This window comes from Pseudomonas sp. BLCC-B112, from assembly GCF_028550695.1.
Classification (GTDB): domain Bacteria; phylum Pseudomonadota; class Gammaproteobacteria; order Pseudomonadales; family Pseudomonadaceae; genus Aquipseudomonas; species Aquipseudomonas danubii.
Map to the genome: position 1 here is coordinate 352968 of NZ_JAQQGK010000006.1, position 22441 is coordinate 375408.

The window sequence follows — 22441 nt, forward strand, 5'->3', positions numbered from 1 at the left end:
CAGCCCCGCGGCGTTTTTTTGTGCCACTGATCCATGGCCGGCGGATACAGGAATTCTGACGCTCTCGCGTACAATGCCCGCTGCCCAGTAGGAGACACCGATGACGCGCACCGCCCCTCTTCGCAAACCCCGTGCACGCAGCCAGGCCCGGATCGACTCGATACTCGACGCCGCCCGGACCCTGCTCGCCAGCGAGGGTGTGGCCAGCCTGTCGATCTACAGCGTGGCCGAACGGGCGCAGATTCCACCGTCCTCGGTCTATCACTTCTTTGCCAGTGTGCCGGCCCTGCTGGAAGCACTGACCGCCGATGTTCACGCGGCGTTTCGCGCCTGCCTGCAAGCGCCCATCGACCACGACCGGCTCGACAGTTGGCGGGACCTGTCACGCCTGGTCGAACAACGCATGCTCGACATCTACGGCGAGGATGCGGCGGCCCGCCAGTTGATCCTTGCCCAGCACGGTTTGACGGAAGTCACCCAGGCCGATCGCCAGCACGACATTGAGCTGGGTGACCTGATGCACAAGCTGTTCAATCACCACTTCGAGCTGCCGACACTGCCCCAGGATGTGGATGTATTCGCCCTGGCCATGGAGCTGGGAGACCGGGTGTACGCGCGATCGGTGCAGCAGCACGGGCAGATCACCCCGCGCATGGCGGAGGAAGGTATGCGGGTCTTCGATGCCTACCTGAGCCTTTACTTGCCGCCCTACCTGCCCAAGCGCCCAACGCCGCTCTGAGCGCTCACACCTGCCGCAGCAGCAACCTGTCGATGCTGTGATCCGCTGATTTGTGAATGATCAGGTTCGCCCGTTCCCGGGTCGGCAGGATGTTTTCGACGAGATTCTTCAGATTGACCCGGTCCCAGGTATCGGACGCCACCGACAAGGCATCAAGGTCCGAAAGCCCCTTGTACTTGTTGAAATAGGAATCTGCCGCCTGGAAAGCGGTGTTCTTCAAGTAGACAAAGCGCTCCAGGTACCAGGCTTTGATCGCCTCCTCGGACGCATCGACGTAAATGGAGAAGTCGATGAAATCCAGGGAGCTCAGGCCTTGCCCCTGCTCCCCCTGCAGAACATTCAGGCCTTCGAGGATGATGATGTCCGGAGCCTCCACCGACTGCGCCTCATCGGCCAGGATGTCGTAGCGGACGTGGGAGTAGATGGGGATCTTCACGGACTCGCCCTTCCTGCACACCGACTGCAGAAAATCCACGAACAACGGCTCATCGTAGGACTCGGGAAATCCCTTGCGGTGCAGGATATTTTTTTCCTGAAGGGTCGCCAGGGGGAAAAGAAAGGAGTCCGTAGTCACCAGATGCACATTGGGCTTGTCCGGCCAATAGGCCAGAAGGGCCGCCAGGACCCTGGCAAAACTGCTTTTGCCCACCGCGACACTGCCGGAAACACCTATGACATAAGGCGCCTTGAAACCTGCCTGGGGGGCCTTGAGTGACTGTACCTGGGCCGCATGCAAATGCAGCAGGCGCGACAGCGGGAGCAGGATCTGCCTCACCTCCTCGGGCGCCATGGGCTGGGTCGGACTGGTCAGCGTCTCCATCTCGGACGGTGACAGACTCATGGGTTCTGCGGCCCGCAGAGCTGACCAGCGATCGCGATCAAACTCCAGATACCCTACGTTTGGACCCTGCTCTGTTGTCATGTTTGTACTGTTCAGGCCTTGCCGAAAGCAGGGAAAGTATCAAATCTGACCGTTATTTACAGCGTCCATGAAAAAAGCCCCGAAGGACTCGCACCCTTCGGGGCTGTTGCACTGCATCGCTCACAACTTGGCGATCGATACCTCGGTGGATTTCACGAAGGCAATCACCTCGCTGCCGATGGACAGTTCCAGCTCCTTGACCGAACGGGTGGTGATCACCGAAGTGACAATCCCGGAAGCGGTCTGCACGTCGATTTCCGACAGCACATCACCTTCGACGATTTCCTTGATGGTTCCCTTGAACTGATTGCGAACGTTGATGGCTTTAATGGTCATGGTATTTCTCCTGGGGTCGAATATGAGTCGCTGTTTTAAAGAGCCCAGCGCAACTGCGTGGGTAAGGGTGAAACGGGTTCCGGCTCCGGCGGTGAGCCTGGCAGTGACAGCACGCGATTGAGGACTTCGGTTTCCAGGGCCGCCAGGCGATGGGAACCGCGCACCCGCGGGCGTGGCAGCTCGACGTGCAGGTCAAGGCCCACCTCGCCGTCTTCGATCAGGATCACCCGATCGGCAATTGCCACGGCTTCGCTGACATCGTGGGTCACCAGCAATACGGTGAAGCCATGTTGCTGCCACAAACGCTCGATCAACTGCTGCATCTCGATCCGGGTCAGGGCATCCAGTGCTCCCAGCGGCTCGTCCAGCAGCAACAGTCGCGGCTGGTGAATCAGGGCTCGCGCCAAGGCCACCCGCTGCTTCTGGCCACCTGACAGCGCCGCCGGCCATTCATGGGCGCGATCCGCCAGGCCCACCGCCTCAAGGGCTTCCAGGGCCTGGGGCCGCCAGTTGCCCTTGAGGCCGAGCCCAACGTTGTCGATGACTTTCTTCCAGGGCAGCAAACGCGCCTCCTGGAACATCAGCCGGGTGTCTTCGATGGCTGCACTCAAGGGCGCAGAACCGGCCAGCAACTCACCGCCCGAAGGCTGGTCGAGACCGGCCAGCAGGCGCAGCAAGGTGCTTTTGCCGCAACCGCTGCGGCCCACCACAGCCACGAACTGACCGGCAGGAATGTGCAGATCGATTTCCCGCAGCACCTGCCGCGCCCCAAAGGTCTTTTGCAATTTGCGCACGGCCAGGGGAATGCCCCGCAGCAGCCGTGGAGGTTGTTGAGCCGTCATTGGGCATCTCCCCTGGCCACTTGATAGGCCGGATGCCAGCGCAGCCAGACCCGTTCCAGGCCCCGAGCCGCAAGGTCTGCAAGCTTGCCGAGCAGCGCATACATGACGATGGCCAGCACCACCACATCGGTCTGCAGGAACTCCCTGGCGTTCATGGCCAGATAGCCGATGCCGGAGCTGGCGGAGATGGTTTCCGCGACGATCAGGGTCAGCCACATGAAGCCCAGGGCAAAACGCACGCCCACCAGGATCGAGGGCAAGGCTCCCGGCAGGATCACTTGGCGAAACAGCGCAAACCCCGACAAGCCGTAGCTACGGGCCATTTCCACCAGCGCCGGATCGACGTTGCGAATGCCGTGGTACGTGTTGAGGTAGATCGGGAACAGAGTGCCCAGCGCCACCAGGAAAATCTTCGCCGACTCGTCGATGCCGAACCACAGAATCACCAGGGGAATCAGCGCCAAGTGCGGTACGTTGCGGATCATCTGCACCGAGCTGTCCAGCAAGCGCTCACCCCATTTCGACAAGCCAGTGATGAAGCCCAGCACCAGGCCGATACCGCCACCGATGACAAAGCCCAGCCCCGCACGCCAGCCACTGATAGCCAGGTGGGTCCAGATATAGCCGCTGCGGACCAGGCTGATCCCGGCTTCGATCACCGCGCTGGGAGCCGGCAGGATGCGGGTCGACAGCCAACCCGCCGACACCGACAGTTGCCACACCGCGAGCAGCAGCAACGGCAGCCCCCAGGGCGCCAGCCGATGCACTATGCGTTGTCCATTCATGGCCGCACCTCAGCTCTGGGACGCGGCTTTGGGAAGGATGTCATTGGCGACCATCTCCCCGAACGGGCTGACGTAACCGGCGGCTTCGGGCAGCTTGGGCCGTTCGATATCCAGGTGCGGAAACAGCAACTCGGCCACTCGATAGGACTCTTCCAGGTGTGGATAACCGGAGAAGATGAAGGTATCGATGCCCAGGTCCGCATACTCTTTCATCCGCGCCGCCACCGTAGGGCCGTCGCCCACCAGTGCGGTGCCGGCGCCGCCACGCACCAGACCCACCCCAGCCCAGAGATGGGGGCTGACTTCCAGCTTGTCGCGACGCCCCCCATGCAGGGCCGCCATGCGCTGCTGGCCCACGGAATCGAAGCGCGCCAGGGAAGCCTGGGCCCGAGCGATGGTGTCGTCGTCCAGATGGGAAATCAGGCGCTCGGCGGCCTGCCAGGCCTCGGCATTGGTTTCCCGCACAATCACGTGCAGGCGGATGCCGAAGCGCACGGAGCGTCCGAGCTTGGCTGCCTTGTCCCGCACTTGCTGGATCTTCTCGGCCACGGCGGCCGGTGGCTCGCCCCAGGTCAGGACCATGTCCACCTGCTCGGCGGCCAGGTCCTGGGCGGCTTCCGAAGAGCCACCGAAATACAGCGGCGGGCGCGGTTGCTGCAGCGGTGGATAGAGCAGCTTGGCGCCCTTCACGCTGATGTGCTGGCCGTCATAGTCCACGGTTTCGCCTTCCAGCACCCGGCGCCAGATACGGGTGAACTCCACGGAGGCCTGGTAACGCTCTTCATGGTCGAGGAACAGGCCATCGCCGGCCAGTTCGTCCGGATCACCCCCGGTCACCAGGTTGAACAGCGCCCGGCCACCGGACAAGCGATCCAGGGTTGCCGCCTGACGCGCCGCCACCGTCGGGGAAATGATCCCGGGGCGCAGGGCGACCAGGAACTTCAGACGCTGGGTCACCGGAATCAGCGACGCCGCCACCAACCAGGAATCCTCGCAGGAGCGCCCGGTGGGGATCAGCACCCCGCCAAACCCCAGGCGGTCGGCGGCCTGGGCGATCTGCTGCAGGTAAGCATGATCCACGGCGCGAGCGCCTTCGGCGGTGCCAAGGTAATGGCCGTCGCCGTGGGTGGGCAGAAACCAGAAGATGTTGAGGCTCATGGAGTTGTCTCCTAAGGGGTCGATTTACGGCGCTTTGGCCACGGCGGCAGGGGGCGTCCAGATCACGTCTTTGACGCTCAGCGGCTTGGGAATCAGCTTGAGCTGATAGAAGCTGTCGGCGATTTTCTGCTGCGCGGTGATCACTTCCGGGGTCAGGAAGGCCGCACCGTAGCCCTGGCGTTTCACCGAGGTCAGGGTGATATCGGTAGACAGGCCCAGCAACGGCGCCACTTGCTGGGTGACCTCCTGCGGGTTGGCCTTGGACCACTCGCCCACGGCCCGCACTTCTTCCACCAGGGTCTTGATCACCTCGGGGTGCTGCTGTGCGTAGGGCTTGGTCGCCAGGTAGAACTGGTGGTTGTCGACGATGCCACTGCCGTCACGCAGCGTGCGTGCCTGCAGTTGCTGCTCGGCTGCCGCCTGGTAGGGGTCCCAGATCACCCAGGCGTCGACGCTGCCACGCTCGAACGCCGCTCGGGCATCGGCCGGAGGCAGGAACACGGTCTGGATGTCGCTGTACTTGAGGCCGGCGTCTTCCAGGGCGCGGACCAGCAGGTAATGAACGTTGGAGCCCTTGTTCAGCACCACTTTCTTGCCCTTGAGGTCCTGCACCGACTTGATCGGCGAGTCCTTGGGCACCAGGATGGCTTCGCTATGGGGCGCCGGTGGTTCGTAGGCCACGTAGAGCAGGTCGGCACCGGCGGCCTGGGCGAACACCGGCGGGGTTTCGCCAGTCACGCCGAAGTCGATGGAACCGACGTTCAGCCCTTCCAGCAACTGCGGACCACCAGGAAACTCGGTCCACTTCACGTCCACGCCCTGCTGCGCCAGGCGCTTTTCCAGAGTGCCCTTGGCCTTGAGCAGCACCAGGGTGCCGTACTTCTGATAACCGATACGCAAGGTCTCGGCTTGAGCTTGAACAATGGCGCCGAAGGACACAGCCGCAGCAAACAGAGCGACCAGACCGCGACGCAAAATGACAGGGCGCATGGCGCTCTCCTTTTTGCTGTGGGGTTGTGGCTGCACCTGCTTGCCCGTTGGCGGGCGAGTAAGGCCAGTACTTCAAATCAGGGGTGTGGCTCAAATGCTCCAGCGAGCACTCAACAGGCGTTCATTCAATACATGGGGGTCCAGCGGTTTGGGGCGACGGGCCATGGCGCTGTGAAACTGCTCCAGAGCCTCTTTCAAACGCAGCTCCAGAGCCTCGGCCAGCTGCGGCTGCACACTGCCTTCGCCATAAGCGATCTGGCTGTCCTCGGCAAAGATGCCCTGGAGCATTTCCTGGGCCTTGAGTGCCGAGAGCACAGGCTTGAGTGCGTAATCCACCGCCAGCATGTGGGCGATGCTGCCGCCTGTGGCCATGGGCAGCACCACCTTGTGGCTCAGTGCGCGTTCCGGCAGCAGATCGAGCAGGGTTTTCAGCGCCCCGGAAAACGACGCCTTGTACACCGGTGTGGCGATCAGCAGGCCGTCGGCCTGTTCAATGTGTTGCAGCAGGTTGATGACCATGGCGCTGTCAAAGCGAGCGTGAAGCAGATCCTCGGCCGGGAAGTCCCGCACCTGGTAACTGACCACTTCCACGCCTTGCTGCTGCAACCAGCGCTTGGCCAACTCCAGCAGCACCCCGGAACGGGAGCGTTGGCTGGGACTGCCACCGAGAGAGACCACCAGCATGCAGGGGATTCCTTGAACAAGATAAAGCGATTCGCGGGATGCGATCTCGCCGGACTGAACAGACCTTAACAGTCTATTTTTATATCCATAAATCTTATTTATTCATTTATTTATTCCTTAAATGAATATAAGGAACGATGATTTCCAGGCAAAAAAATAGGCCGTCGAAACGGCCTTAAAACCCCTGCTTTGTGGTTCTGTTACCTCGGCGTTCTGCGTAGGAACGGGCTTGCCCGCGAAAGGGTCCGCAAGACTTGCACCGGCCTCACCACCGCTTTCGCTGGCAAGCCGGCTCCTACAGCGGTGAGTGGGTCAGCGATTGGGCTGCGGCGTCAGGCGCAGGTAAGGCTTCACTGCGCGATAACCTCTGGGAAAGCGGCGTTTGATCTCTTCCTCGTCCTTGAGCGAGGGCACTATCACCACCTCGTCACCGTCCTGCCAGTTGGCCGGAGTGGCCACTTTGTAGTTGTCGGTGAGTTGCAACGAGTCAATCACCCGGAGAATTTCGTGGAAGTTGCGCCCAGTACTGGCGGGATAGGTGATGGTCAGGCGAATCTTCTTGTTCGGGTCGATGACGAACAGCGAACGCACGGTCAGCGTGTCGCTGGCATTGGGATGAATCAGGTCATAGAGGTCCGACACTTTGCGATCGGCGTCCGCCAGAATCGGAAAATTGACGATGGTGTGCTGGGTTTCGTTGATGTCCTCGATCCAGCGGTGATGGGAGTCCACCGGGTCCACCGACAGGGCAATGGCTTTGACTCCGCGCTGAGCGAACTCGTCCTTGAGCTTGGCGGTGAAACCCAGCTCGGTGGTGCACACCGGCGTGAAGTCTGCGGGGTGGGAAAACAGCACGCCCCAGCTATCGCCCAGCCACTCGTGGAAACGAATCTTGCCGGCACTGGAATCCTGTTCGAAGTCGGGGGCGATGTCGCCCAGTCTGAGGCTCATGGGGTGCTGCTCCTGTGAGTGCGTGATGGAGCTACTCTGCCTGCACCGGAGTTTATTTAAAAAGAATAAATATCGATTTATTCATAATCAAATTGAATATTAAAAATCTCTTCACTGGACGCGCGCGCAGGCGAAGACCACCCTTCTCAACAAGGTTCGAGAAGGCCTTGAGTAGCTGTACAAAGAGGGGGATTCAGGAAGGGCTCACGGGGGTGGGCCTGACTTGAAGCAATACCTCGCCCGGCATTGCGCCGGGCGAGGCTTTATCGCGCTATTACAACAGCGGGATCGAGTAGCTGACGATCAGACGGTTTTCGTCCTGATCGCGCTGGCCCGGGATGTCGTTACGCCACATGGCGTTCTTCCAGGTCAGGCCGAGGTTTTTCAACGGACCTTCCGGAATCACGTAGGCAACAGTCAGGTCGCGTTCCCACTCGGAGCGGCCAGTGGCTGCGGTCGCTTTGGTATCTGCACCGATTTTGCCAGCGGTATCGATGTTGTCGCCACGCAGGTAAACCACACCTGCGGTCAGACCTGGCAGACCCACTTTGGCGAAATCGTAGGAGTAGCGAGCTTGCCAGGTGCGTTCGCCGGCACGGGCGAATTTCTGGATCTGCATGTCGGTGGTCAGGTAAGCCGACGAGCCGTCACCCTGGTTCAGCCAAGGGAAATCGCTGTCACCGTTGCTGACCTGATAGCCGCCGCCGAAGGTGTGGCCGGAAACCGAGTACAGGAACAAGCCACTGAGCAGACGGTTATCAACCTTGCCCTTGGTGATGCCAGTGCCGTAGTCACCGGTGGTGTAGTAAGCCGAGTCGTGGCCATTGGCACCGTCGTTACGGCTGTTGAAGTAGCGCAGGTCAGACTTCAATACGCCCGGGCCGATAGCCCAGTTGTGCAGCAGGCCCACGAAGTGCTGTTTGTAGAAGTCTTGCAGGTTGCCGTAGTAGTACTGAGCCGTCAGGTCTTTGGTGATTTTGTAGTCACCGCCACCGTAGATGAACTTGTTGCTATCACGGCCTGCTGCTGTGTGAGCATTGGCGCCAGCAATGGACAACTCTTCGTTGTTGCTGGAGTTACGACCTTTGGCGTGCTCGATCTGGCCACCGACCAGAGTCAAATCCTTGATCTCGTTGGTAGTGATCTGGCCGCCCTGGAAGGTTTGCGGCAGCATGCGACCATCGTTGGTCACGATAACCGGCAGTTTTGGCTGCAGGGTGCCCAGCTTCAGTTCGGTCTGCGAGACCTTGGCTTTGGCAGTCAGGCCCAGGCTGGAATAGTTATCAACGGCTTCGCCATTAGACTTGCTTGGGAAGACGGTGCCGCCATAGGAAGTGGAGGTGGCGCCGTTAGTACCGCCGCCCGAGTCCAGCTTGATGCCCAACAAGCCGATTGCATCCAGACCGAAACCGACGGTGCCTTCGGTGTAACCGGAAGTGAAGTTGAGTTGGAAGCCTTGGCCCCACTCTTCCTGCTTACTCTGAGCGCCCGCAGCTTTGGCATCGCCATCGCGGTTATCGGTATTGATGTAGAAGTTGCGCAGCCCCAAGGTAGCCTTGCTGTCTTCGATGAAACCGGCGGCGCCTGCCTGCTGCGCCAAAACCCCTACGGCCACAGCCAGGGCCAAGGTGGACTTGTTCATGTTTCGCTCCTCTCGTTTCTAATTCTTGTGGTTCCTGGCCCCAGATCGAACGCCCGGGTGCCACAGATGCGCGATTAGCGCCAGACCGTGACCGACAAGTCAATCGTAACTATCTATGTCTACGACCATGGTCTAATCGCAGTGATTTGGTCCATGCAGGGTAATGAATTACTCATAAACCCAAAAAGAATTGTTTAGTCCTTTTTCATACCTTTCAGGAATAACGCTAGCCACTGTAAAGCCGAGAGCCCCGGCCTAGGCACTCGCAAGCTTATTTCTGAAAATTTTTCCCCGATTCAGCCCTTCAAGGTCCCCCCCGCGCCAGGGGCGTAAAACGTCATGGAGGATCAAAAAAGCGACGCATCATGGCTAAGAGCCTATCCTCCCGTCAATTTGTTACAGTTTTTGTGTCGAAATGAAATTTTTCTGACATGTGCAGAAAACGACAACGCCTCGATCCTGGGGTCGAGGCGTTGTGTATTGCAGAACGAAAAATAGACTCAGAGGGCCTTTTCGAAGATCTTCGAATTGCGCTGGTAGTTGTACAGCGAGGCCCTGGCCGACGGCAGACGTTCGACGCTGCTGGGCACAAAACCCCGCTCACGAAACCAGTGGGCGGTGCGGGTAGTGAGGACGAACAAGGTCTTCAGCCCTTGAGCCCGGGCCCGGGTTTCAATCCTTTCCAACAGTTCATCACCGCGCTTGCCATGACGATACTCCGGGTTCACCGCAAGGCAGGCCAGCTCGCCGGCGTCGGAGTCGGCAATCTGATACAAGGCAGCGCAGGCAATGATCATGCCCTCGCGCTCGACCACGCTGAACTGTTCGATCTCACGCTCCAGCACCTCCCGGGAGCGCCGTACCAGGATGCCCTGTTCTTCCAGTGGGCTGATCAGATCCAACAAACCACCGACATCTTCAATCGCCGCCTCGCGCACCCGCTCGAATTGCTCCTGGGCCACCAGGGTGCCGCCGCCATCACGGGTAAAGAGTTCCGTCAGCAGGGCGCCATCTTCGGCATAACTGACGATGTGGCTACGTCCCACCCCCCCACGACAGGCCTCGGCAGCGGCATCCAGCAGTTCGGCCTGGTAATTGCTGCCCAGGCGCTGCAAGTGCGCCGGAACCTGTTGCGGGCGCAACTCGCGCACCAGCTTGCCGTTTTCATCCAGCAGCCCCGGGTCGGCACCGAACAGCAGCAGCTTGTCGGCCCCCAGATCGATGGCGGCGCGAGTGGCCACGTCCTCGCAAGCCAGGTTGAAGGTCTCGCCAGTGGGCGAATACCCCAAAGGCGACAGCAGCACGATGGAGCGCTCGTCCAGCAGACGATTGATGCCCTTGCGATCGACCCGACGCACTTCACCGGTGTGGTGGTAGTCGACACCTTCCAGCACGCCGATCGGGCGGGCCGTCACCAGGTTGCCGCTGGCGACCCGCAACCGCGAGCCCTGCATGGGCGAGGAGGCCATGTCCATGGACAGACGCGCCTCGATGGCAATGCGCAACTGGCCCACGGCGTCGATCACGCACTCCAGGGTCGCCGCGTCGGTAATCCGCAGGCCGTGATGGTAATGGGGCGCCAGACCGCGAGCCGCCAGACGGGCTTCGATCTGTGGCCGTGAACCATGCACCAGCACCAGGCGAACCCCCAGGCTGTGGAGCAGCACCAGGTCGTGGACGATATTGCCGAAGTTGGGGTGTTCAACGCCGTCGCCCGGGAGCATGACCACGAAGGTACAGTCACGGTGAGCGTTGATATAGGGAGACGCGTGGCGGAGCCAATTGACGTATTCGGGCATGAACCTGAGCCTGTAAATAAAAAGCAGCCTATAAAAGGACGAAACGGAAAACGCACAGCGGGCTGATGGTTATCGTCGGAACAGGCTTGGCAACACGCTTACTCTCCTCATGGGTACGGATCAGGACGCCGGTAATTTACTGAAATTGGGCCGGCGTCAGGCAGTAATGTTCAATCAACTCTCGTAGCAACTGCACAGTAGGCTGCAAGCGTGACATTTCGAGGTACTCCCCGGGCTGGTGGGCGCAGGCAATATCGCCCGGGCCCAGCACCAGCGTCTCGCAGCCAAGGCGCTGAAGATAAGGCGCTTCAGTGCCAAACGCTACTGCTTCGGCACGATGCCCGGTAAGCCGCTCCGCCACCCGCACCAGCTCAGCGTCCTCGGGCTGCTCGAACGGCGGCACCGCAGGGAACAGCGGCGCATAGTCGATCTGCACTTCATGCCGCTCGGCAATGGGTTGAAGTTTCTGCCGGATCGCCTCGCGTAGCACTTGCGGGTCCATGCCCGGCAAGGGACGCAGGTCGAACTCCAGGGAGCACTGGCCGCAGATGCGGTTGGGGTTGTCGCCACCGTGGATGCAACCGAAGTTCAAGGTCGGTTGCGGCACGCTGAACTGTGGATTGCGGTACTCGCGCTGCCACAGCAGCCGCAACCCACGCAGCTCGCCGATGGCGTCGTGCATGGCTTCCAGAGCGCTACGCCCCAGGCGCGGGTCAGAGGAATGGCCGCTGCGCCCGAGGATATTGATGCGCTCCATCATCACCCCCTTGTGCAGGCGGATCGGCTTGAGGCCCGTGGGCTCGCCGATCACCGCCGCGCGCCCCAGGGGCCGCCCGGCTTCCGCCAGGGCCCGGGCACCGGCCATGGAGCTTTCTTCATCACAGGTCGCGAGGATCAGCAGCGGCTGCTTGAATGGCTGCTCCAGCAACGGTCGCACCGCTTCGATGATCAAGGCGAAAAAGCCCTTCATGTCACAACTGCCCAGACCGACCCAGCGGCCGTCGACCTCGGTCAACTTCAGCGGATCGGTCTGCCATAAAGCGGCATCGAACGGCACCGTATCACTGTGCCCGGCCAGTACCAGGCCACCGGGACCGCTGCCGAAGCTGGCCAGCAGATTGAACTTGCCGGGGCTGACCTGTTGGATATCGCAGGCAAAACCGAGGTCGCCAAGCCAACTGGCCAACAAGTCGATGACCGGACGGTTGGACTGATCCAGCGCCGCTTGAGTGCAGCTCACCGACGGCGCGGCGATCAGTGCAGCGAACTGATCTTTCATGGACGGCAATGGCATGAACTGGCTCCGCAGATCCCAAGATAAGGACCATCATAGAGGCATCTCGTGAGAGGAAGGAACCGTCGTGGCGCCTCCGGGCGCCTGGTCCTGTACACTGCACGGCCTTGGCAGCCAACTCTTCCCCCGGCTGCACTCCCGATCCTGGATTTTCCGGCCATGCAGAAAGAAACCGAAATCAAACTCCGCGTCAGCCGCGAAACCCTCGCCGCCCTGCGCGAGCACCCGCTACTGAAAAAACGCAACAAAAGTGGCTGGGAACGCCGTGAGCTGATGAACCAGTACTTCGACACCCCAGAGCGCGATCTGGCCCGGGCCAAAGTCGCCCTGCGCCTGCGTCGTGACGGTGACGCAGTGATCCAGACCCTCAAGACCAGCGGCCAGAGCGTTGCCGGCCTGTCCGAGCGCAACGAGTACGACTGGTCGTTGGCCAAAGCCAAGCTCGACGTGAAAAAACTCGACGGCGAATGCTGGCCCGAAGCCCTGGCCGAGCTGGACAAAAAGACCCTCAAGCCGCTGTTCACCACCGACTTTGTCCGTGAGCGTGCGGAAATCGCCTGGGGCCGTGGCAAGGCCAAAGTGGTGATCGAGGCGGCCCTGGACCTGGGCCAGGTGATCGCCGGCAAGCACAAGGAAGAAATCTGCGAGCTGGAGCTGGAACTGCGTGAAGGCGAGCCCGCTGCTCTGCTGGAACTGGCGGCGGAGCTGGCCCTCACCCTGCCCCTGATGCCCTGCGACATCAGCAAGGCCGAGCGTGGCTATCGCCTGTTCGATGCCGGTAGCTACTCCTTGAGCCTGCCGGCGCCACAGCTGAGCGCCGAAACCCCGCTGGACGATGCCTTCGCCGCCCTGGCCTGGCACCTGCTGGGCAGCAGCCAGCGCCTGGCCGAACAGTATCGCTTCAACGGTCACTGGCGCCTGCTGCAGGACTGGGTGGATAACCTCGCCGAGCTGCGCGCTCTGGCCAGCAGCCTGGGCCAGGCTGCGCCACGCCAATCCACCGCTGAGCTGCGTAGCGCCCTGGATGCCCTGCTGGAAGACTGGCGCCCGCTGGTACAAGCCGGCCTCGACGATGAAGACGTGCGCAAAGCCGCGCCAGAGCAGTTCATCGAGGAACTGCAGGACGTACGCTGGGGCCTGTTCTCCCTGAACACCTCGCGCTGGCTGCTGGCCCGAGCCTGGACCGCCGAGCGCAACACCCGTGGCAACCGCCAGGGTGCAGCGCAACTGGGCAGCTGGCTGCCACGCCTGCTGGCCGAGGAAGCGACCTCCCTGCAACTGCCGCGCTACCAGCAGCAGCCGGAAGATCTGGCCGAGCAGTTACCGCGGATCGAACGTATCCAGGCCTGGCTGCACCACGCCCGCGCCGCGCTGGACATTCCGGAGCTGGACCGCCTCTACGGTGAACTGAACAAGCTGGCACAACTGGCCAACGAACCCATTACCGACGAAGCCCTCGATGCCCGCAAGCAACAGGCCATCGCGGTGTTCCAGAACCGCGCCTGGAAAACCCTGCTGCGCATGTAAGCCGCCCCCTTAGCGCAGTACCGGCAGGCTGGTGGTGGACTTGATCTCCGACAGGGCAACGATCGAGTTCACCTCCTGAATGCCGGGCACCATGGACAGTTTCTCGAAGAAAAACCGCTCATAGGCTTCGATGTCCGCGGTCACGATGCGCAGCAGGAAATCCACCGCCCCCATCAGCACATAACACTCCAGCACCTCCGGAAAACCGCGAATCGCCTCGGTGAACTCGGTGAAGTTGGAGCGTCCGTGGGCGTTGAGCTTGATCTCGGCAAAGATCTGCGTGTTAAGGCCGATCTTCTTGCGATCAAGCAAGGTCACCTGGCCACGGATCACCCCCTCTTCCTTCAAGCGTTGAATCCGCCGCCAGCACGGTGACTGGGACAAGCCCACCTGTTCGGCAATCTGCGCACTGGAAAGTGACGCGTCCTCTTGCAGCAACGCGAGTATCCGGCGGTCGTAGGCGTCCAGCTCGCTATGCATAATAAATCCCCTTATCTATAAAACCTTGAATCAAACAATTCTACTTTCATGAATTCCGCTCAATCTTAGATAAGAAATACCCGAAACCGAATGTAAAAATTTCTCCACTGATCTGGAGACTGCCATGCCCCATCTCGAACCCGCCCCTGGCCAATCATCCCGCGCCGATGTCTGGAACCAGAACAATGTCCACTGTCGCGTGCACTATCAGATGACGGCCGAGGCCGAAGCCGATGTCCTGTGTCGGGTGCTCAACCACTTCGCCCTGCAATTTCTGGTGCCCCAGCGGGTCACGGTGATCCAGCAAGACGCCACACTGCACATCGACGTGGAACTCGACGGCCTGAGTTGGCACCGGGCTCGGGTGATCGGCGACAAGTTGCGCAACCTGATCAGCGTCTGCTCGGTAGAACTGGAACGGGCAGAGCCGGCGCAACTGCAGGCCGCTGGCTGAGGCCGGAAAAACCCTGCAACCCTTGGCAGGCGGCGGCCCAGACTGGCGGGGCTATTCTTGGCCATTTGTGGTCAGAGACCCGCGTCTGGACAACAGCCCCAAGGAGCCCCCATGGCTGCCGCACACATTGCCCAGGATCACTGGCTGGACCTCAGTGAGCTGCTGCGTGAACTGCTGGCCCAGGGCCGCATCAGCCAGGATGCCGCCGAACAGGCCCTCAGCGCCCGCCATCACGGCACCAGCAACCCCTTGCATCCCCTGGAACTGATCGCCAGTCAGCATCTGCCGGACTTGCAGCGTCCCGGCCAGCATCTGGACCTGGACAGCCTCACTGCCTGGCTGGCCCGGCGCGCCGGCCAGCCCTACCTGCGCATCGACCCGTTGCAGATCGACGTCGCCAGCATCACACCGCTGATGTCCTGCGCCTTCGCCCAGCGGCACAATATCCTCGCCGTGGCGGTGGATGCCCAAAGCGTCACCGTGGCCAGCGCCCAGCCCTATGTCAGCGCCTGGGAGGCTGATCTGGCCCATGTCCTCAAGCGCTCGATCCATCGAGTGGTGGCCAGCCCAGTGGATATCCAGCGCCTGACCCTGGAGTTCTATCGCCTGGCCAAATCGGTCAGCGGGGCCAGCAGCGAGCAAAGGACAAGCGGCCCGGGCAACCTCGAGCAACTGCTCAAGCTCGGGGCCAGCGACCAGGAGCCGGATGCCGACGACGCCCACATCATCAACATCGTCGACTGGCTGTTTCAGTACGCCTTCCAGCAACGGGCCAGCGATATCCATATCGAGCCCCGCCGCGAGCACGGCACCCTGCGCTTTCGCATCGACGGGGTGCTGCACGGCGTCTACCAGTTCCCGCCCCAGGTGACCCTGGCCATCGTCAGCCGCCTCAAGAGCCTGGGACGGATGAACGTCGCGGAAAAACGCAAACCCCAGGATGGCCGGGTCAAGACCCGTACTCCCGAAGGCAGCGAGATCGAGTTGCGGCTCTCGACCCTGCCCACGGTCTTTGGCGAAAAGTTGGTGATGCGCATCTTCGACCCGCAGGTGCTGCTCAAGGATTTCGATCAGCTGGGCTTCGCCGCCGACGACCTGAACCGTTGGCAAGCCATGACCGCGCAGGCCCACGGCATCATCCTGGTGACCGGCCCCACAGGCTCGGGCAAGACCAGCACCCTCTACACCACCTTGAAAAAGCTCGCGAGCCCCGAGATCAACCTGTGCACCATCGAAGACCCGATCGAGATGATCGAGCCGGCGTTCAACCAGATGCAGGTGCAGCACAATATCGACCTGAGCTTTTCCAGCGGCGTGCGTGCGTTGATGCGCCAGGACCCGGACATCATCATGATCGGCGAGATCCGCGACCTGGAGACCGCCGAAATGGCTATCCAGGCTGCACTCACCGGGCACCTGGTGCTCTCCACCCTGCACACCAACGATGCCCCCGGAGCCATCAGCCGCCTACTGGAACTGGGAGTGCCTCACTATCTGATCAAGGCCACCCTGATCGGCGTCATGGCCCAACGCTTGCTGCGTACCCTGTGCCCCCACTGCAAGGCGCCCGCCGCCCTCGCCCCGGATGACTGGCAGAGCCTGACCTCCCCCCGACAATTGTCACTCCCGCCCCTGAGCAAAAAGGCCGTGGGCTGCGCAGAGTGCCGTGGCACCGGCTATCACGGACGTACCGGCGTCTACGAAATCATGCCCTTGAGTACCCCGCTCAAAGCCCTTGTTCGAGACGACCTCGACCTCGCCGGCCTGCGTCGCCAGGCTTGCGACGACGGCATGCGCAGCCTGCGCCTGGCCGCCGCACAAAAGCTTGCCGATGGCCTGACCAGCCTGGAGGAAGTGCTGCGGGTGACACCTCAAAGCGAAAACCAGTAACCAGGCCCCGCTCGCCCGGAGGCGAACCCCAAGTGCTGGGCTACGCTTTAACCACCGCCAAGACAAGCAGGAAGCCAGGCATGAATATTCGTCACAACATGATCGCCTCCGGGGTTCTCAGCCTGCTGGCCATTGCCCTGGTAGCCGGCCTCGGCCTCTGGGGACAGTCACGCCTGGCCAAGGCCCTGCATGACAATGAAGTCAATGCCAATGCCCTGCGCAATCACCTGGAAGCCGACATGATGCACGACGCCCTGCGGGCCGATGTGCTGGAGGCTCTGAGCAGCGAACCCGGCGACAGCGCGGCCGCAGAGGAGGTGCGCAACAGTCTGCGCGAACACGGCGATTGGTTCCGCAAGGCCCTGGCGGAAAACGCCCGGCTGCCCCTGGCGCCGGATATTCGCGATGCCATCAGCGAGTTGCAGCCGGTCCTGGAAAGCTACATTCATGCGGCCGAAAGCATCGCCGAACAGGCCCTCAAGGACCCCCAGGCCGCGCGCCTGCAAATGCCGGAGTTTTCTCAACGTTTCAGTGAAGTGGAGGCCCGCAACTCGGCACTGAGCAGCAAGATCGAAGCCGCTACCGCACAGACCAGCGCAGACAGTGAAACCGCCGTACGCCAAGCCGCCTGGTGGCTGATCGGCGGCAGTCTGATTGCCGCCCTGGCCCTGTGCCTGTTGACCCGCCAATTGCTCATCCGGGTCCTCAAGCCCCTGGAAAAATCCGTCGCCACCGCCCGGGCCATCGCCCAGGGCAACCTGACCATGCCTATCAGTGTCGACAGCCGGGACGAAGCCGGCCAGTTGCAACAGGCCCTTGGCGAAATGCAGGACAACCTGCGGCAGATGATCACCACCATCCGCCATGAGAGCGAGGAGTTGCGGGGGCGCTCCCACAGCCTCAGCGACACCTCGCTGGGCATCGCCGACGGCGCCACCGAGCAGGCCGACGGCGCCACCGACATGGCAGCAGCCATGGAGCAGATGATCAGCAACATTGCCCAGGTCGCCGAGCACGCCCGCAACGCCCAGGGCATTGCCGCCCAGTCCGAGTCCCTGGCCGGCAGCGGCGGCCAGGTGATCCTCGGGGTCGTGGACGGCATGAGCCACATCGCCGAGGCAGTGAACCAGTCGTCCCAGAGCATTACCGCCCTGGGCCAGTCCTCGGAGGAGATCCATTCGATCATCCAGGTGATCAATGGCATCGCCGAGCAGACCAACCTGCTGGCCCTGAATGCCGCCATCGAAGCGGCCCGGGCTGGCGAGGCCGGACGCGGATTCGCCGTGGTCGCCGACGAGGTGCGCAACCTGGCGGCGCGCACCGCGCAATCCACCCGGGAGATCACCGGCATGATCGAGCGCATCCGTGAAACCACCGAGCAAGCAGTGAGCAGCATGCAAACCGGGGTCAGCCGGGTCAGCGACGGGGTGCACATGGCCCAGCAAGCGGGGACTTCGATCAACGAGATTCGCCAGGGTGCCCAACGTTCGGCGCTGATGGTGGAAGAGATTTCCCACACCATCGGCGAGCAGTCCAAGGCCAGCAGCGAAGTGGCGCAACGGGTGGAGATGATCAGTCAGGTAGCCCGGCGCAACAGCCAGGCCATGCGTGAGCTGACCCAAACGGTGGAGCAGATGGAAAACTCTGTGGCGACCCTGCAAACCTCGGTCACCCGCTTCCAGCTTTGAACCTTGCGGCGTGCCCGAATCGCGCCGGTGATGTGTGTCCTGATGATGCAAGGACCAAGGTATACCGGCGCGGGGCCGGGCACCGCCGTACACTCGTGCTCCTCGAGCCCTTGAGCAATGACTGAACAGGTGAATGTTATGCAGATCGGAAGCGTACTGTTACTTTTTGTCGGCCTTGCGGTGGCCCTGGTGTTCATGGGTTTCAAGGTCGTGCCCCAAGGCTACCAGTGGACAGTGGAGCGCTTTGGTCGCTACACCAACACCCTCAAGCCGGGGCTGAACATCATCATTCCGGTGATGGACCGCATCGGTCGCAAGATCAACGTCATGGAAAGCGTGCTGGACATTCCCCCTCAGGAAGTCATCACCGCCGACAACGCCACGGTGCAGATCGACGCCGTGTGCTTCTTCCAGGTGGTCAACACCGCCCAGGCGGCCTACGAGGTCAACAACCTTGAGCACGCCATCCGCAACCTGCTGCAGACCAATATCCGTACGGTGCTCGGTTCCATGGAACTGGACGCGATGCTTAGCCAACGTGACGGCATCAACGAGAAATTGCTGCGAACCGTTGACGAAGCCACCGCACCCTGGGGGATCAAGATCACCCGTATCGAGATCAAGGACATCAGCCCGCCTGCCGACCTGATGGCGGCCATGTCCGGGCAGATGAAGGCCGAACGGGTCAAGCGCGCCCAGATCCTCGAAGCCGAAGGCCTGCGGGCAGCGGCCATTCTGACCGCCGAAGGCAAGAAGCAGGCGCAGATTCTGGAAGCCGAGGGTGAACGTCAGGCAGCCTTCCTTGAGTCCGAAGCCAGGGAGCGCCAGGCCGAAGCCGAGGCCCGGGCGACCCAGGTGGTATCCGAGGCGATCGCCAGCGGCAACGTCCAGGCGATCAACTACTTCGTCGCGCAAAAGTACATCGATGCCCTGGGCAAGCTGGCGTCGGCCAACAACAGCAAGGTGATCCTGATGCCACTGGAGGCCAGCCAGGTGATAGGCGCCGTGGGCGGCATTGGCGAAATCGTCAAGGCCACGTTCGACGGCAAGAAGGTCTGAGGCCCGATCCATGTTGGCATTCCTGCACGCACTATCGTTCTGGGACTGGCTGGCCCTGGGCACCGTATTGCTGATTCTCGAAGTGTTCGGCGCCGGAGGCTATCTACTGTGGATCGGCCTGGCGGCTGCCGCCGTAGGGGTCCTGACCTTTCTGATTCCCGGCCTGACCTGGGAGGTGCAGTTCCTCCTGTTCGGCCTGCTATCAGTGTTGACCGCCCTGTACTGGTGGCGTCGCCAACGCAGTGTGGTGCGCCCCAGCGACCAGCCGAACCTGAACCTGCGAGGGCAGGAGCTGGTCGGCAAGACCTTCGTGGTGCATCAGGCGATCGTTGACGGCCGTGGCCGGATCAAGGTCGCCGATGGGGTGTGGATCGCCAAGGGCGCCGACGCGCCTGTGGGCGCCCGGGTGCGTGTGATTGGCCAGGAAGGCGCCATTCTGCTGGTCGAAAACCTTGACTGATGGGTCACGGAACTCCGCTGGGGTATCTAGAATCAAACGGTGCAGATAACCCCCAGTTGGAGTCACCCATCATGCGTCTGAAAATAGCTGTCGCCACCCTTGCCCTGCTTTCTCTTCCCGTTGGTTCGGCAATGGCCGACACCTTCTGGCGTAACGTCATTTCCTCCGGCGCCACCACCGGCTCCACTTACCTGACCTTCAAGGATCACAAGCTGATCGTCGCCGCCCAGGACGACGCCGGCAGCTTCGTCGCCAGCGAAGGCAGCATTCGCGGCCCGTACCTGGAAGCCGCCATGCAGAAAGTCCGCGCCGACAATCCCGACCTCAAGGCCACTGACATGGAACTGGCCAACGCGATCCTGGCGAAGAACGCCGTCGCACAGGAGTAAGGATCGTCCCAGGGATGGCTGACTGGACTTGCCTCTACAAAACCGGACACCAACTCCCCCGTTAAATGGATGCCACTGCCAAGCGCCTGAACTCCCTCGGTGAGCGATAGTTCAAGGCGCTGTGCGGATGCTGCTCGTTGTAGTGTTCAAAGGCAATGGCCAGGTTACGCAGCGCCGTTTCTCGATCTGGCTTGGGCATGTGCGCCACGCAGTCACGCTTGATCGTCTTCACGAGGCTCTCGGCCATGCCGTTGCTCTGCGGGCTGCGTACCGGCGTGGCGGGCAGTTGATCACCAAAACGCTTCTCCACGCTTTCCAGCATCAAGTCGCGGATATCATCGCCGCTGTACCCGGTCGGGCTCGCGACCCAGCCGATGGCTTCGCGATCACAGCAATCCAGGGCGAAGGTCACGCTCAGTTTGGCGCCGTCCTCGCAACGGAACTCAAAGCCGTCCGAGCACCAACGTGTATCGCTGGTTTGCACCGCAATACGGCCTTCGTGCCGACGCGGCACACCGGGCTGTTTGATCCGGCGCTCAAGCAGCAGGTTGTGATCACGCATGACCCGGTAAACCCGCTGTACGTTGATCGCGGGTAGCAACTGGGTTTCACGGGCACGACGTAGTAATCCCCAGACACGACGGTAACCATAGCTGGGCAGTTCGCTGACCTGTTGTTGGGTTTCGACCACCAACTCAGCGTCGTTCACAGGCTTGCTGCGCCGTGCCTTGGGCACCACCGATTGCTTGATTCAAACTGTTAATTGCGAGCGCGCCACACCGAGACATTCACTGACCAGCTTCACTGGTCGTCCCCCGGCAACAAGGGTGAGTGCGCAATCCATTTTCGCGACCGGGCGATCTCCACGGCCTCTTTGAGGATTTCTGCTTCCATCGTCTTCTTGCCCAACATCCGTTGCAATTCACGGATCTGCTTGAGCGCGTCGCTCAGCTCGGAGGCCGGCACCACGGCTTCGCCCGCACTGACCGCCGACAGGCTGCCTGTCCTGATAGAGCTTGCGCCACAGGAACAACTGGTTGGCATTGATGCCGTTGCGCCGAGCGACACACTTTGTCCTGGCTCAAGGCTCTCGCGAACCATGACCAGCTATTGCTCCGGGCTCCAGCGGCGTCGCCGCTCCTGGCCCAAAAGCTCCCCACTCTTATCGTTGCTGTTAGCCATAAACATAACCGTTTGCCTATCCCTTATCGTAAGGGGGAAACGGTGTCCTGTCTTTCATGGGGCTCGTTCATCCCACCCCTTAACTTATTGGCTTACTTAGAGCCAAGGACCCATCATGTCTACTCTTTGCCTCCCACACGTCATGTTTCCGCAACACAAGATCACCCAGCAGCAGATGGTTGATCACCTGGAAAACCTCCACGCCGACCATCCGCGCATGGCCCTGGCCAAACGCATGATCGCCAACACTGAAGTCAACGAGCGCCATCTGGTGCTGCCGATCGACGAACTGGCGGTACACACCGGCTTCACCCACCGCAGCATCGTCTATGAGCGTGAAGCCCGGCAGATGTCGTCGGCGGCGGCGCGCCAGGCCATCGAGAATGCCGGGTTGCAGATCAGCGACATCCGCATGGTGATCGTCACCTCCTGCACCGGTTTCATGATGCCGTCGCTGACCGCGCACCTGATCAACGACCTCGGCCTGCCCAATTCCACCGTGCAACTGCCCATCGCCCAGCTGGGCTGCGTGGCCGGTGCCGCGGCCATCAACCGGGCCAACGATTTCACCCGGCTCGATGCTCGCAACCATGTGCTGATCGTATCCCTGGAGTTCTCTTCGCTGTGCTATCAGCCAGACGACACCAAGTTGCATGCCTTCATCTCCGCGGCCCTGTTCGGCGATGCGGTGTCGGCCTGCGTGCTGCGCGCCGACGACCAGGCTGGCGGTTTCAAGATCAAGAAGACCGAGTCGTTCTTCCTGCCCAAGAGCGAGCACTACATCAAATATGACGTGAAGGACACCGGCTTCCACTTCACCCTGGACAAGGCGGTGATGAATTCCATCAAGGACGTGGCGCCGGTGATGGAGAAGCTCAACTACGAGACGTTCGAACAGAACTGCGCGCACAACGACTTCTTCATCTTCCACACCGGGGGACGCAAGATCCTCGACGAGTTGGTGATGCACCTGGACCTGGCCTCGAACCGGGTCTCGCAATCGCGCAGCAGCCTCTCGGAAGCCGGCAACATCGCCAGCGTGGTGGTGTTCGACGTGCTCAAGCGGCAGTTCGATTCCAACCTGAATCGAGGCGATATCGGCCTGCTGGCAGCCTTCGGCCCAGGCTTCACTGCGGAAATGGCCGTCGGTGAGTGGACCGCCTGACGGGA

General features: G+C 61.5%; 21 protein-coding genes and 2 pseudogenes. 10 read left to right on the top strand and 13 right to left on the bottom strand.

Going from position 1 to position 22441, the window contains the following annotated elements; translation table 11 throughout:
• The first annotated feature begins 100 nt into the window (after positions 1–100).
• Positions 101–739: a TetR/AcrR family transcriptional regulator gene (locus PQT43_RS18135; RefSeq protein ID WP_110594277.1), complete on the top strand. Its 639-nt coding sequence runs from the start codon at positions 101–103 to the stop codon at positions 737–739.
• Positions 740–743: 4 nt separating this feature from the next.
• Here PQT43_RS18135 and coaA read toward each other — a convergent pair whose 3' ends face one another.
• The 11 genes from coaA to argE form a co-directional block, all read right to left on the bottom strand.
• The gene (gene coaA, locus PQT43_RS18140) at positions 744–1661 is read right to left on the bottom strand and encodes a type I pantothenate kinase (protein ID WP_102881217.1); all 918 of its coding nucleotides are present in this window, start codon (positions 1659–1661) and stop codon (positions 744–746) included.
• Positions 1662–1781: 120 nt separating this feature from the next.
• A complete protein-coding gene (locus PQT43_RS18145) occupies positions 1782–1997 on the bottom strand; it encodes a TOBE domain-containing protein (protein ID WP_011064106.1) in 216 nt (71 codons plus the stop codon).
• Between the two features lie 35 nt (positions 1998–2032).
• Positions 2033–2839: an aliphatic sulfonates ABC transporter ATP-binding protein gene (gene ssuB, locus PQT43_RS18150; RefSeq protein ID WP_102881218.1), complete on the bottom strand. Its 807-nt coding sequence runs from the start codon at positions 2837–2839 to the stop codon at positions 2033–2035.
• Entirely contained in the window at positions 2836–3624 is a 789-nt protein-coding gene (gene ssuC / locus PQT43_RS18155) for an aliphatic sulfonate ABC transporter permease SsuC (protein ID WP_272754391.1), read from the bottom strand. The genes ssuB and ssuC overlap by 4 nt, the downstream gene beginning before the upstream one ends.
• 9 nt (positions 3625–3633) lie before the next feature.
• Positions 3634–4782, bottom strand: a complete 1149-nt coding sequence (gene ssuD / locus PQT43_RS18160; protein WP_272754393.1) for an FMNH2-dependent alkanesulfonate monooxygenase — start codon at positions 4780–4782, stop codon at positions 3634–3636.
• A gap of 24 nt (positions 4783–4806) precedes the next feature.
• A complete protein-coding gene (locus PQT43_RS18165; RefSeq protein ID WP_170001763.1) occupies positions 4807–5772 on the bottom strand; it encodes a sulfonate ABC transporter substrate-binding protein in 966 nt (321 codons plus the stop codon).
• A 90-nt stretch (positions 5773–5862) separates the two neighbouring features.
• Complete coding sequence (gene ssuE / locus PQT43_RS18170) at positions 5863–6456, bottom strand: NADPH-dependent FMN reductase (protein ID WP_102862155.1); 594 nt, start codon at positions 6454–6456, stop codon at positions 5863–5865.
• 312 nt (positions 6457–6768) lie between these two features.
• The gene (locus PQT43_RS18175; protein WP_102862156.1) at positions 6769–7407 is read right to left on the bottom strand and encodes a peroxiredoxin; all 639 of its coding nucleotides are present in this window, start codon (positions 7405–7407) and stop codon (positions 6769–6771) included.
• A 274-nt stretch (positions 7408–7681) separates the two neighbouring features.
• Positions 7682–9049 carry an OprD family porin gene (locus PQT43_RS18180; protein WP_267269085.1) on the bottom strand — a complete coding sequence of 456 codons (1368 nt, stop codon included), beginning with the start codon at positions 9047–9049 and terminating at the stop codon, positions 7682–7684.
• 500 nt (positions 9050–9549) lie between these two features.
• A complete protein-coding gene (gene argA / locus PQT43_RS18185; protein WP_102862158.1) occupies positions 9550–10848 on the bottom strand; it encodes an amino-acid N-acetyltransferase in 1299 nt (432 codons plus the stop codon).
• Between the two features lie 136 nt (positions 10849–10984).
• Positions 10985–12142 (bottom strand): acetylornithine deacetylase, encoded by a 1158-nt coding sequence (gene argE, locus PQT43_RS18190; protein WP_272754394.1) that lies wholly within the window; start codon positions 12140–12142, stop codon positions 10985–10987.
• Positions 12143–12301: 159 nt separating this feature from the next.
• Here argE and PQT43_RS18195 point away from each other — a divergent pair, with 159 nt between their 5' ends.
• Positions 12302–13669: a CYTH domain-containing protein gene (locus tag PQT43_RS18195; RefSeq protein WP_102862160.1), complete on the top strand. Its 1368-nt coding sequence runs from the start codon at positions 12302–12304 to the stop codon at positions 13667–13669.
• 9 nt (positions 13670–13678) lie between these two features.
• Here PQT43_RS18195 and PQT43_RS18200 read toward each other — a convergent pair whose 3' ends face one another.
• Complete coding sequence (locus PQT43_RS18200; RefSeq protein WP_065902318.1) at positions 13679–14149, bottom strand: Lrp/AsnC family transcriptional regulator; 471 nt, start codon at positions 14147–14149, stop codon at positions 13679–13681.
• Positions 14150–14273: 124 nt separating this feature from the next.
• Here PQT43_RS18200 and PQT43_RS18205 point away from each other — a divergent pair, with 124 nt between their 5' ends.
• The 7 genes and pseudogenes from PQT43_RS18205 to PQT43_RS18230 all read left to right on the top strand — a co-directional run bounded on the left by PQT43_RS18205 (position 14274) and on the right by PQT43_RS18230 (position 20089).
• The gene (locus PQT43_RS18205) at positions 14274–14603 is read left to right on the top strand and encodes a hypothetical protein (protein WP_102881221.1); all 330 of its coding nucleotides are present in this window, start codon (positions 14274–14276) and stop codon (positions 14601–14603) included.
• Positions 14604–14714: 111 nt separating this feature from the next.
• The gene (locus tag PQT43_RS18210; protein ID WP_272754396.1) at positions 14715–16493 is read left to right on the top strand and encodes a GspE/PulE family protein; all 1779 of its coding nucleotides are present in this window, start codon (positions 14715–14717) and stop codon (positions 16491–16493) included.
• 506 nt (positions 16494–16999) lie between these two features.
• Positions 17000–17326, top strand: a pseudogene (locus PQT43_RS31470) (HAMP domain-containing protein); the annotation flags it as partial.
• A gap of 141 nt (positions 17327–17467) precedes the next feature.
• On the top strand, positions 17468–18181 hold the full coding sequence (locus PQT43_RS31475; protein ID WP_371826187.1) for a methyl-accepting chemotaxis protein: 714 nt from the start codon (positions 17468–17470) through the stop codon (positions 18179–18181).
• A gap of 138 nt (positions 18182–18319) precedes the next feature.
• Entirely contained in the window at positions 18320–19240 is a 921-nt protein-coding gene (locus tag PQT43_RS18220) for an SPFH domain-containing protein (protein WP_102862164.1), read from the top strand.
• 10 nt (positions 19241–19250) lie between these two features.
• On the top strand, positions 19251–19700 hold the full coding sequence (locus tag PQT43_RS18225) for an NfeD family protein (protein ID WP_102862165.1): 450 nt from the start codon (positions 19251–19253) through the stop codon (positions 19698–19700).
• A 71-nt stretch (positions 19701–19771) separates the two neighbouring features.
• Positions 19772–20089 carry a DUF2388 domain-containing protein gene (locus PQT43_RS18230; protein ID WP_123389996.1) on the top strand — a complete coding sequence of 106 codons (318 nt, stop codon included), beginning with the start codon at positions 19772–19774 and terminating at the stop codon, positions 20087–20089.
• 61 nt (positions 20090–20150) lie between these two features.
• Here PQT43_RS18230 and PQT43_RS18235 read toward each other — a convergent pair.
• Positions 20151–21190, bottom strand: a pseudogene (locus tag PQT43_RS18235) (IS3 family transposase).
• 196 nt (positions 21191–21386) lie between these two features.
• Here PQT43_RS18235 and PQT43_RS18240 point away from each other — a divergent pair.
• Positions 21387–22436 carry a type III polyketide synthase gene (locus PQT43_RS18240; RefSeq protein ID WP_272754398.1) on the top strand — a complete coding sequence of 350 codons (1050 nt, stop codon included), beginning with the start codon at positions 21387–21389 and terminating at the stop codon, positions 22434–22436.
• Positions 22437–22441: the final 5 nt, after the last annotated feature.

Bases quoted from the DNA above. Each gene is read 5' to 3' on its own strand.
- PQT43_RS18135 (WP_110594277.1), top strand. From the start codon at position 101: ATGACGCGCACCGCCCCTCTTCGCAAACCCCGTGCACGCAGCCAGGCC.
- coaA (WP_102881217.1), bottom strand. From the start codon at position 1,661: ATGACAACAGAGCAGGGTCCAAACGTAGGGTATCTGGAGTTTGATCGC.
- PQT43_RS18145 (WP_011064106.1), bottom strand. From the start codon at position 1,997: ATGACCATTAAAGCCATCAACGTTCGCAATCAGTTCAAGGGAACCATC.
- ssuB (WP_102881218.1), bottom strand. From the start codon at position 2,839: ATGACGGCTCAACAACCTCCACGGCTGCTGCGGGGCATTCCCCTGGCC.
- ssuC (WP_272754391.1), bottom strand. From the start codon at position 3,624: ATGAATGGACAACGCATAGTGCATCGGCTGGCGCCCTGGGGGCTGCCG.
- ssuD (WP_272754393.1), bottom strand. From the start codon at position 4,782: ATGAGCCTCAACATCTTCTGGTTTCTGCCCACCCACGGCGACGGCCAT.
- PQT43_RS18165 (WP_170001763.1), bottom strand. From the start codon at position 5,772: ATGCGCCCTGTCATTTTGCGTCGCGGTCTGGTCGCTCTGTTTGCTGCG.
- ssuE (WP_102862155.1), bottom strand. From the start codon at position 6,456: ATGCTGGTGGTCTCTCTCGGTGGCAGTCCCAGCCAACGCTCCCGTTCC.
- PQT43_RS18175 (WP_102862156.1), bottom strand. From the start codon at position 7,407: ATGAGCCTCAGACTGGGCGACATCGCCCCCGACTTCGAACAGGATTCC.
- PQT43_RS18180 (WP_267269085.1), bottom strand. From the start codon at position 9,049: ATGAACAAGTCCACCTTGGCCCTGGCTGTGGCCGTAGGGGTTTTGGCG.
- argA (WP_102862158.1), bottom strand. From the start codon at position 10,848: ATGCCCGAATACGTCAATTGGCTCCGCCACGCGTCTCCCTATATCAAC.
- argE (WP_272754394.1), bottom strand. From the start codon at position 12,142: ATGCCATTGCCGTCCATGAAAGATCAGTTCGCTGCACTGATCGCCGCG.
- PQT43_RS18195 (WP_102862160.1), top strand. From the start codon at position 12,302: ATGCAGAAAGAAACCGAAATCAAACTCCGCGTCAGCCGCGAAACCCTC.
- PQT43_RS18200 (WP_065902318.1), bottom strand. From the start codon at position 14,149: ATGCATAGCGAGCTGGACGCCTACGACCGCCGGATACTCGCGTTGCTG.
- PQT43_RS18205 (WP_102881221.1), top strand. From the start codon at position 14,274: ATGCCCCATCTCGAACCCGCCCCTGGCCAATCATCCCGCGCCGATGTC.
- PQT43_RS18210 (WP_272754396.1), top strand. From the start codon at position 14,715: ATGGCTGCCGCACACATTGCCCAGGATCACTGGCTGGACCTCAGTGAG.
- PQT43_RS31475 (WP_371826187.1), top strand. From the start codon at position 17,468: ATGGAGCAGATGATCAGCAACATTGCCCAGGTCGCCGAGCACGCCCGC.
- PQT43_RS18220 (WP_102862164.1), top strand. From the start codon at position 18,320: ATGCAGATCGGAAGCGTACTGTTACTTTTTGTCGGCCTTGCGGTGGCC.
- PQT43_RS18225 (WP_102862165.1), top strand. From the start codon at position 19,251: ATGTTGGCATTCCTGCACGCACTATCGTTCTGGGACTGGCTGGCCCTG.
- PQT43_RS18230 (WP_123389996.1), top strand. From the start codon at position 19,772: ATGCGTCTGAAAATAGCTGTCGCCACCCTTGCCCTGCTTTCTCTTCCC.
- PQT43_RS18240 (WP_272754398.1), top strand. From the start codon at position 21,387: ATGTCTACTCTTTGCCTCCCACACGTCATGTTTCCGCAACACAAGATC.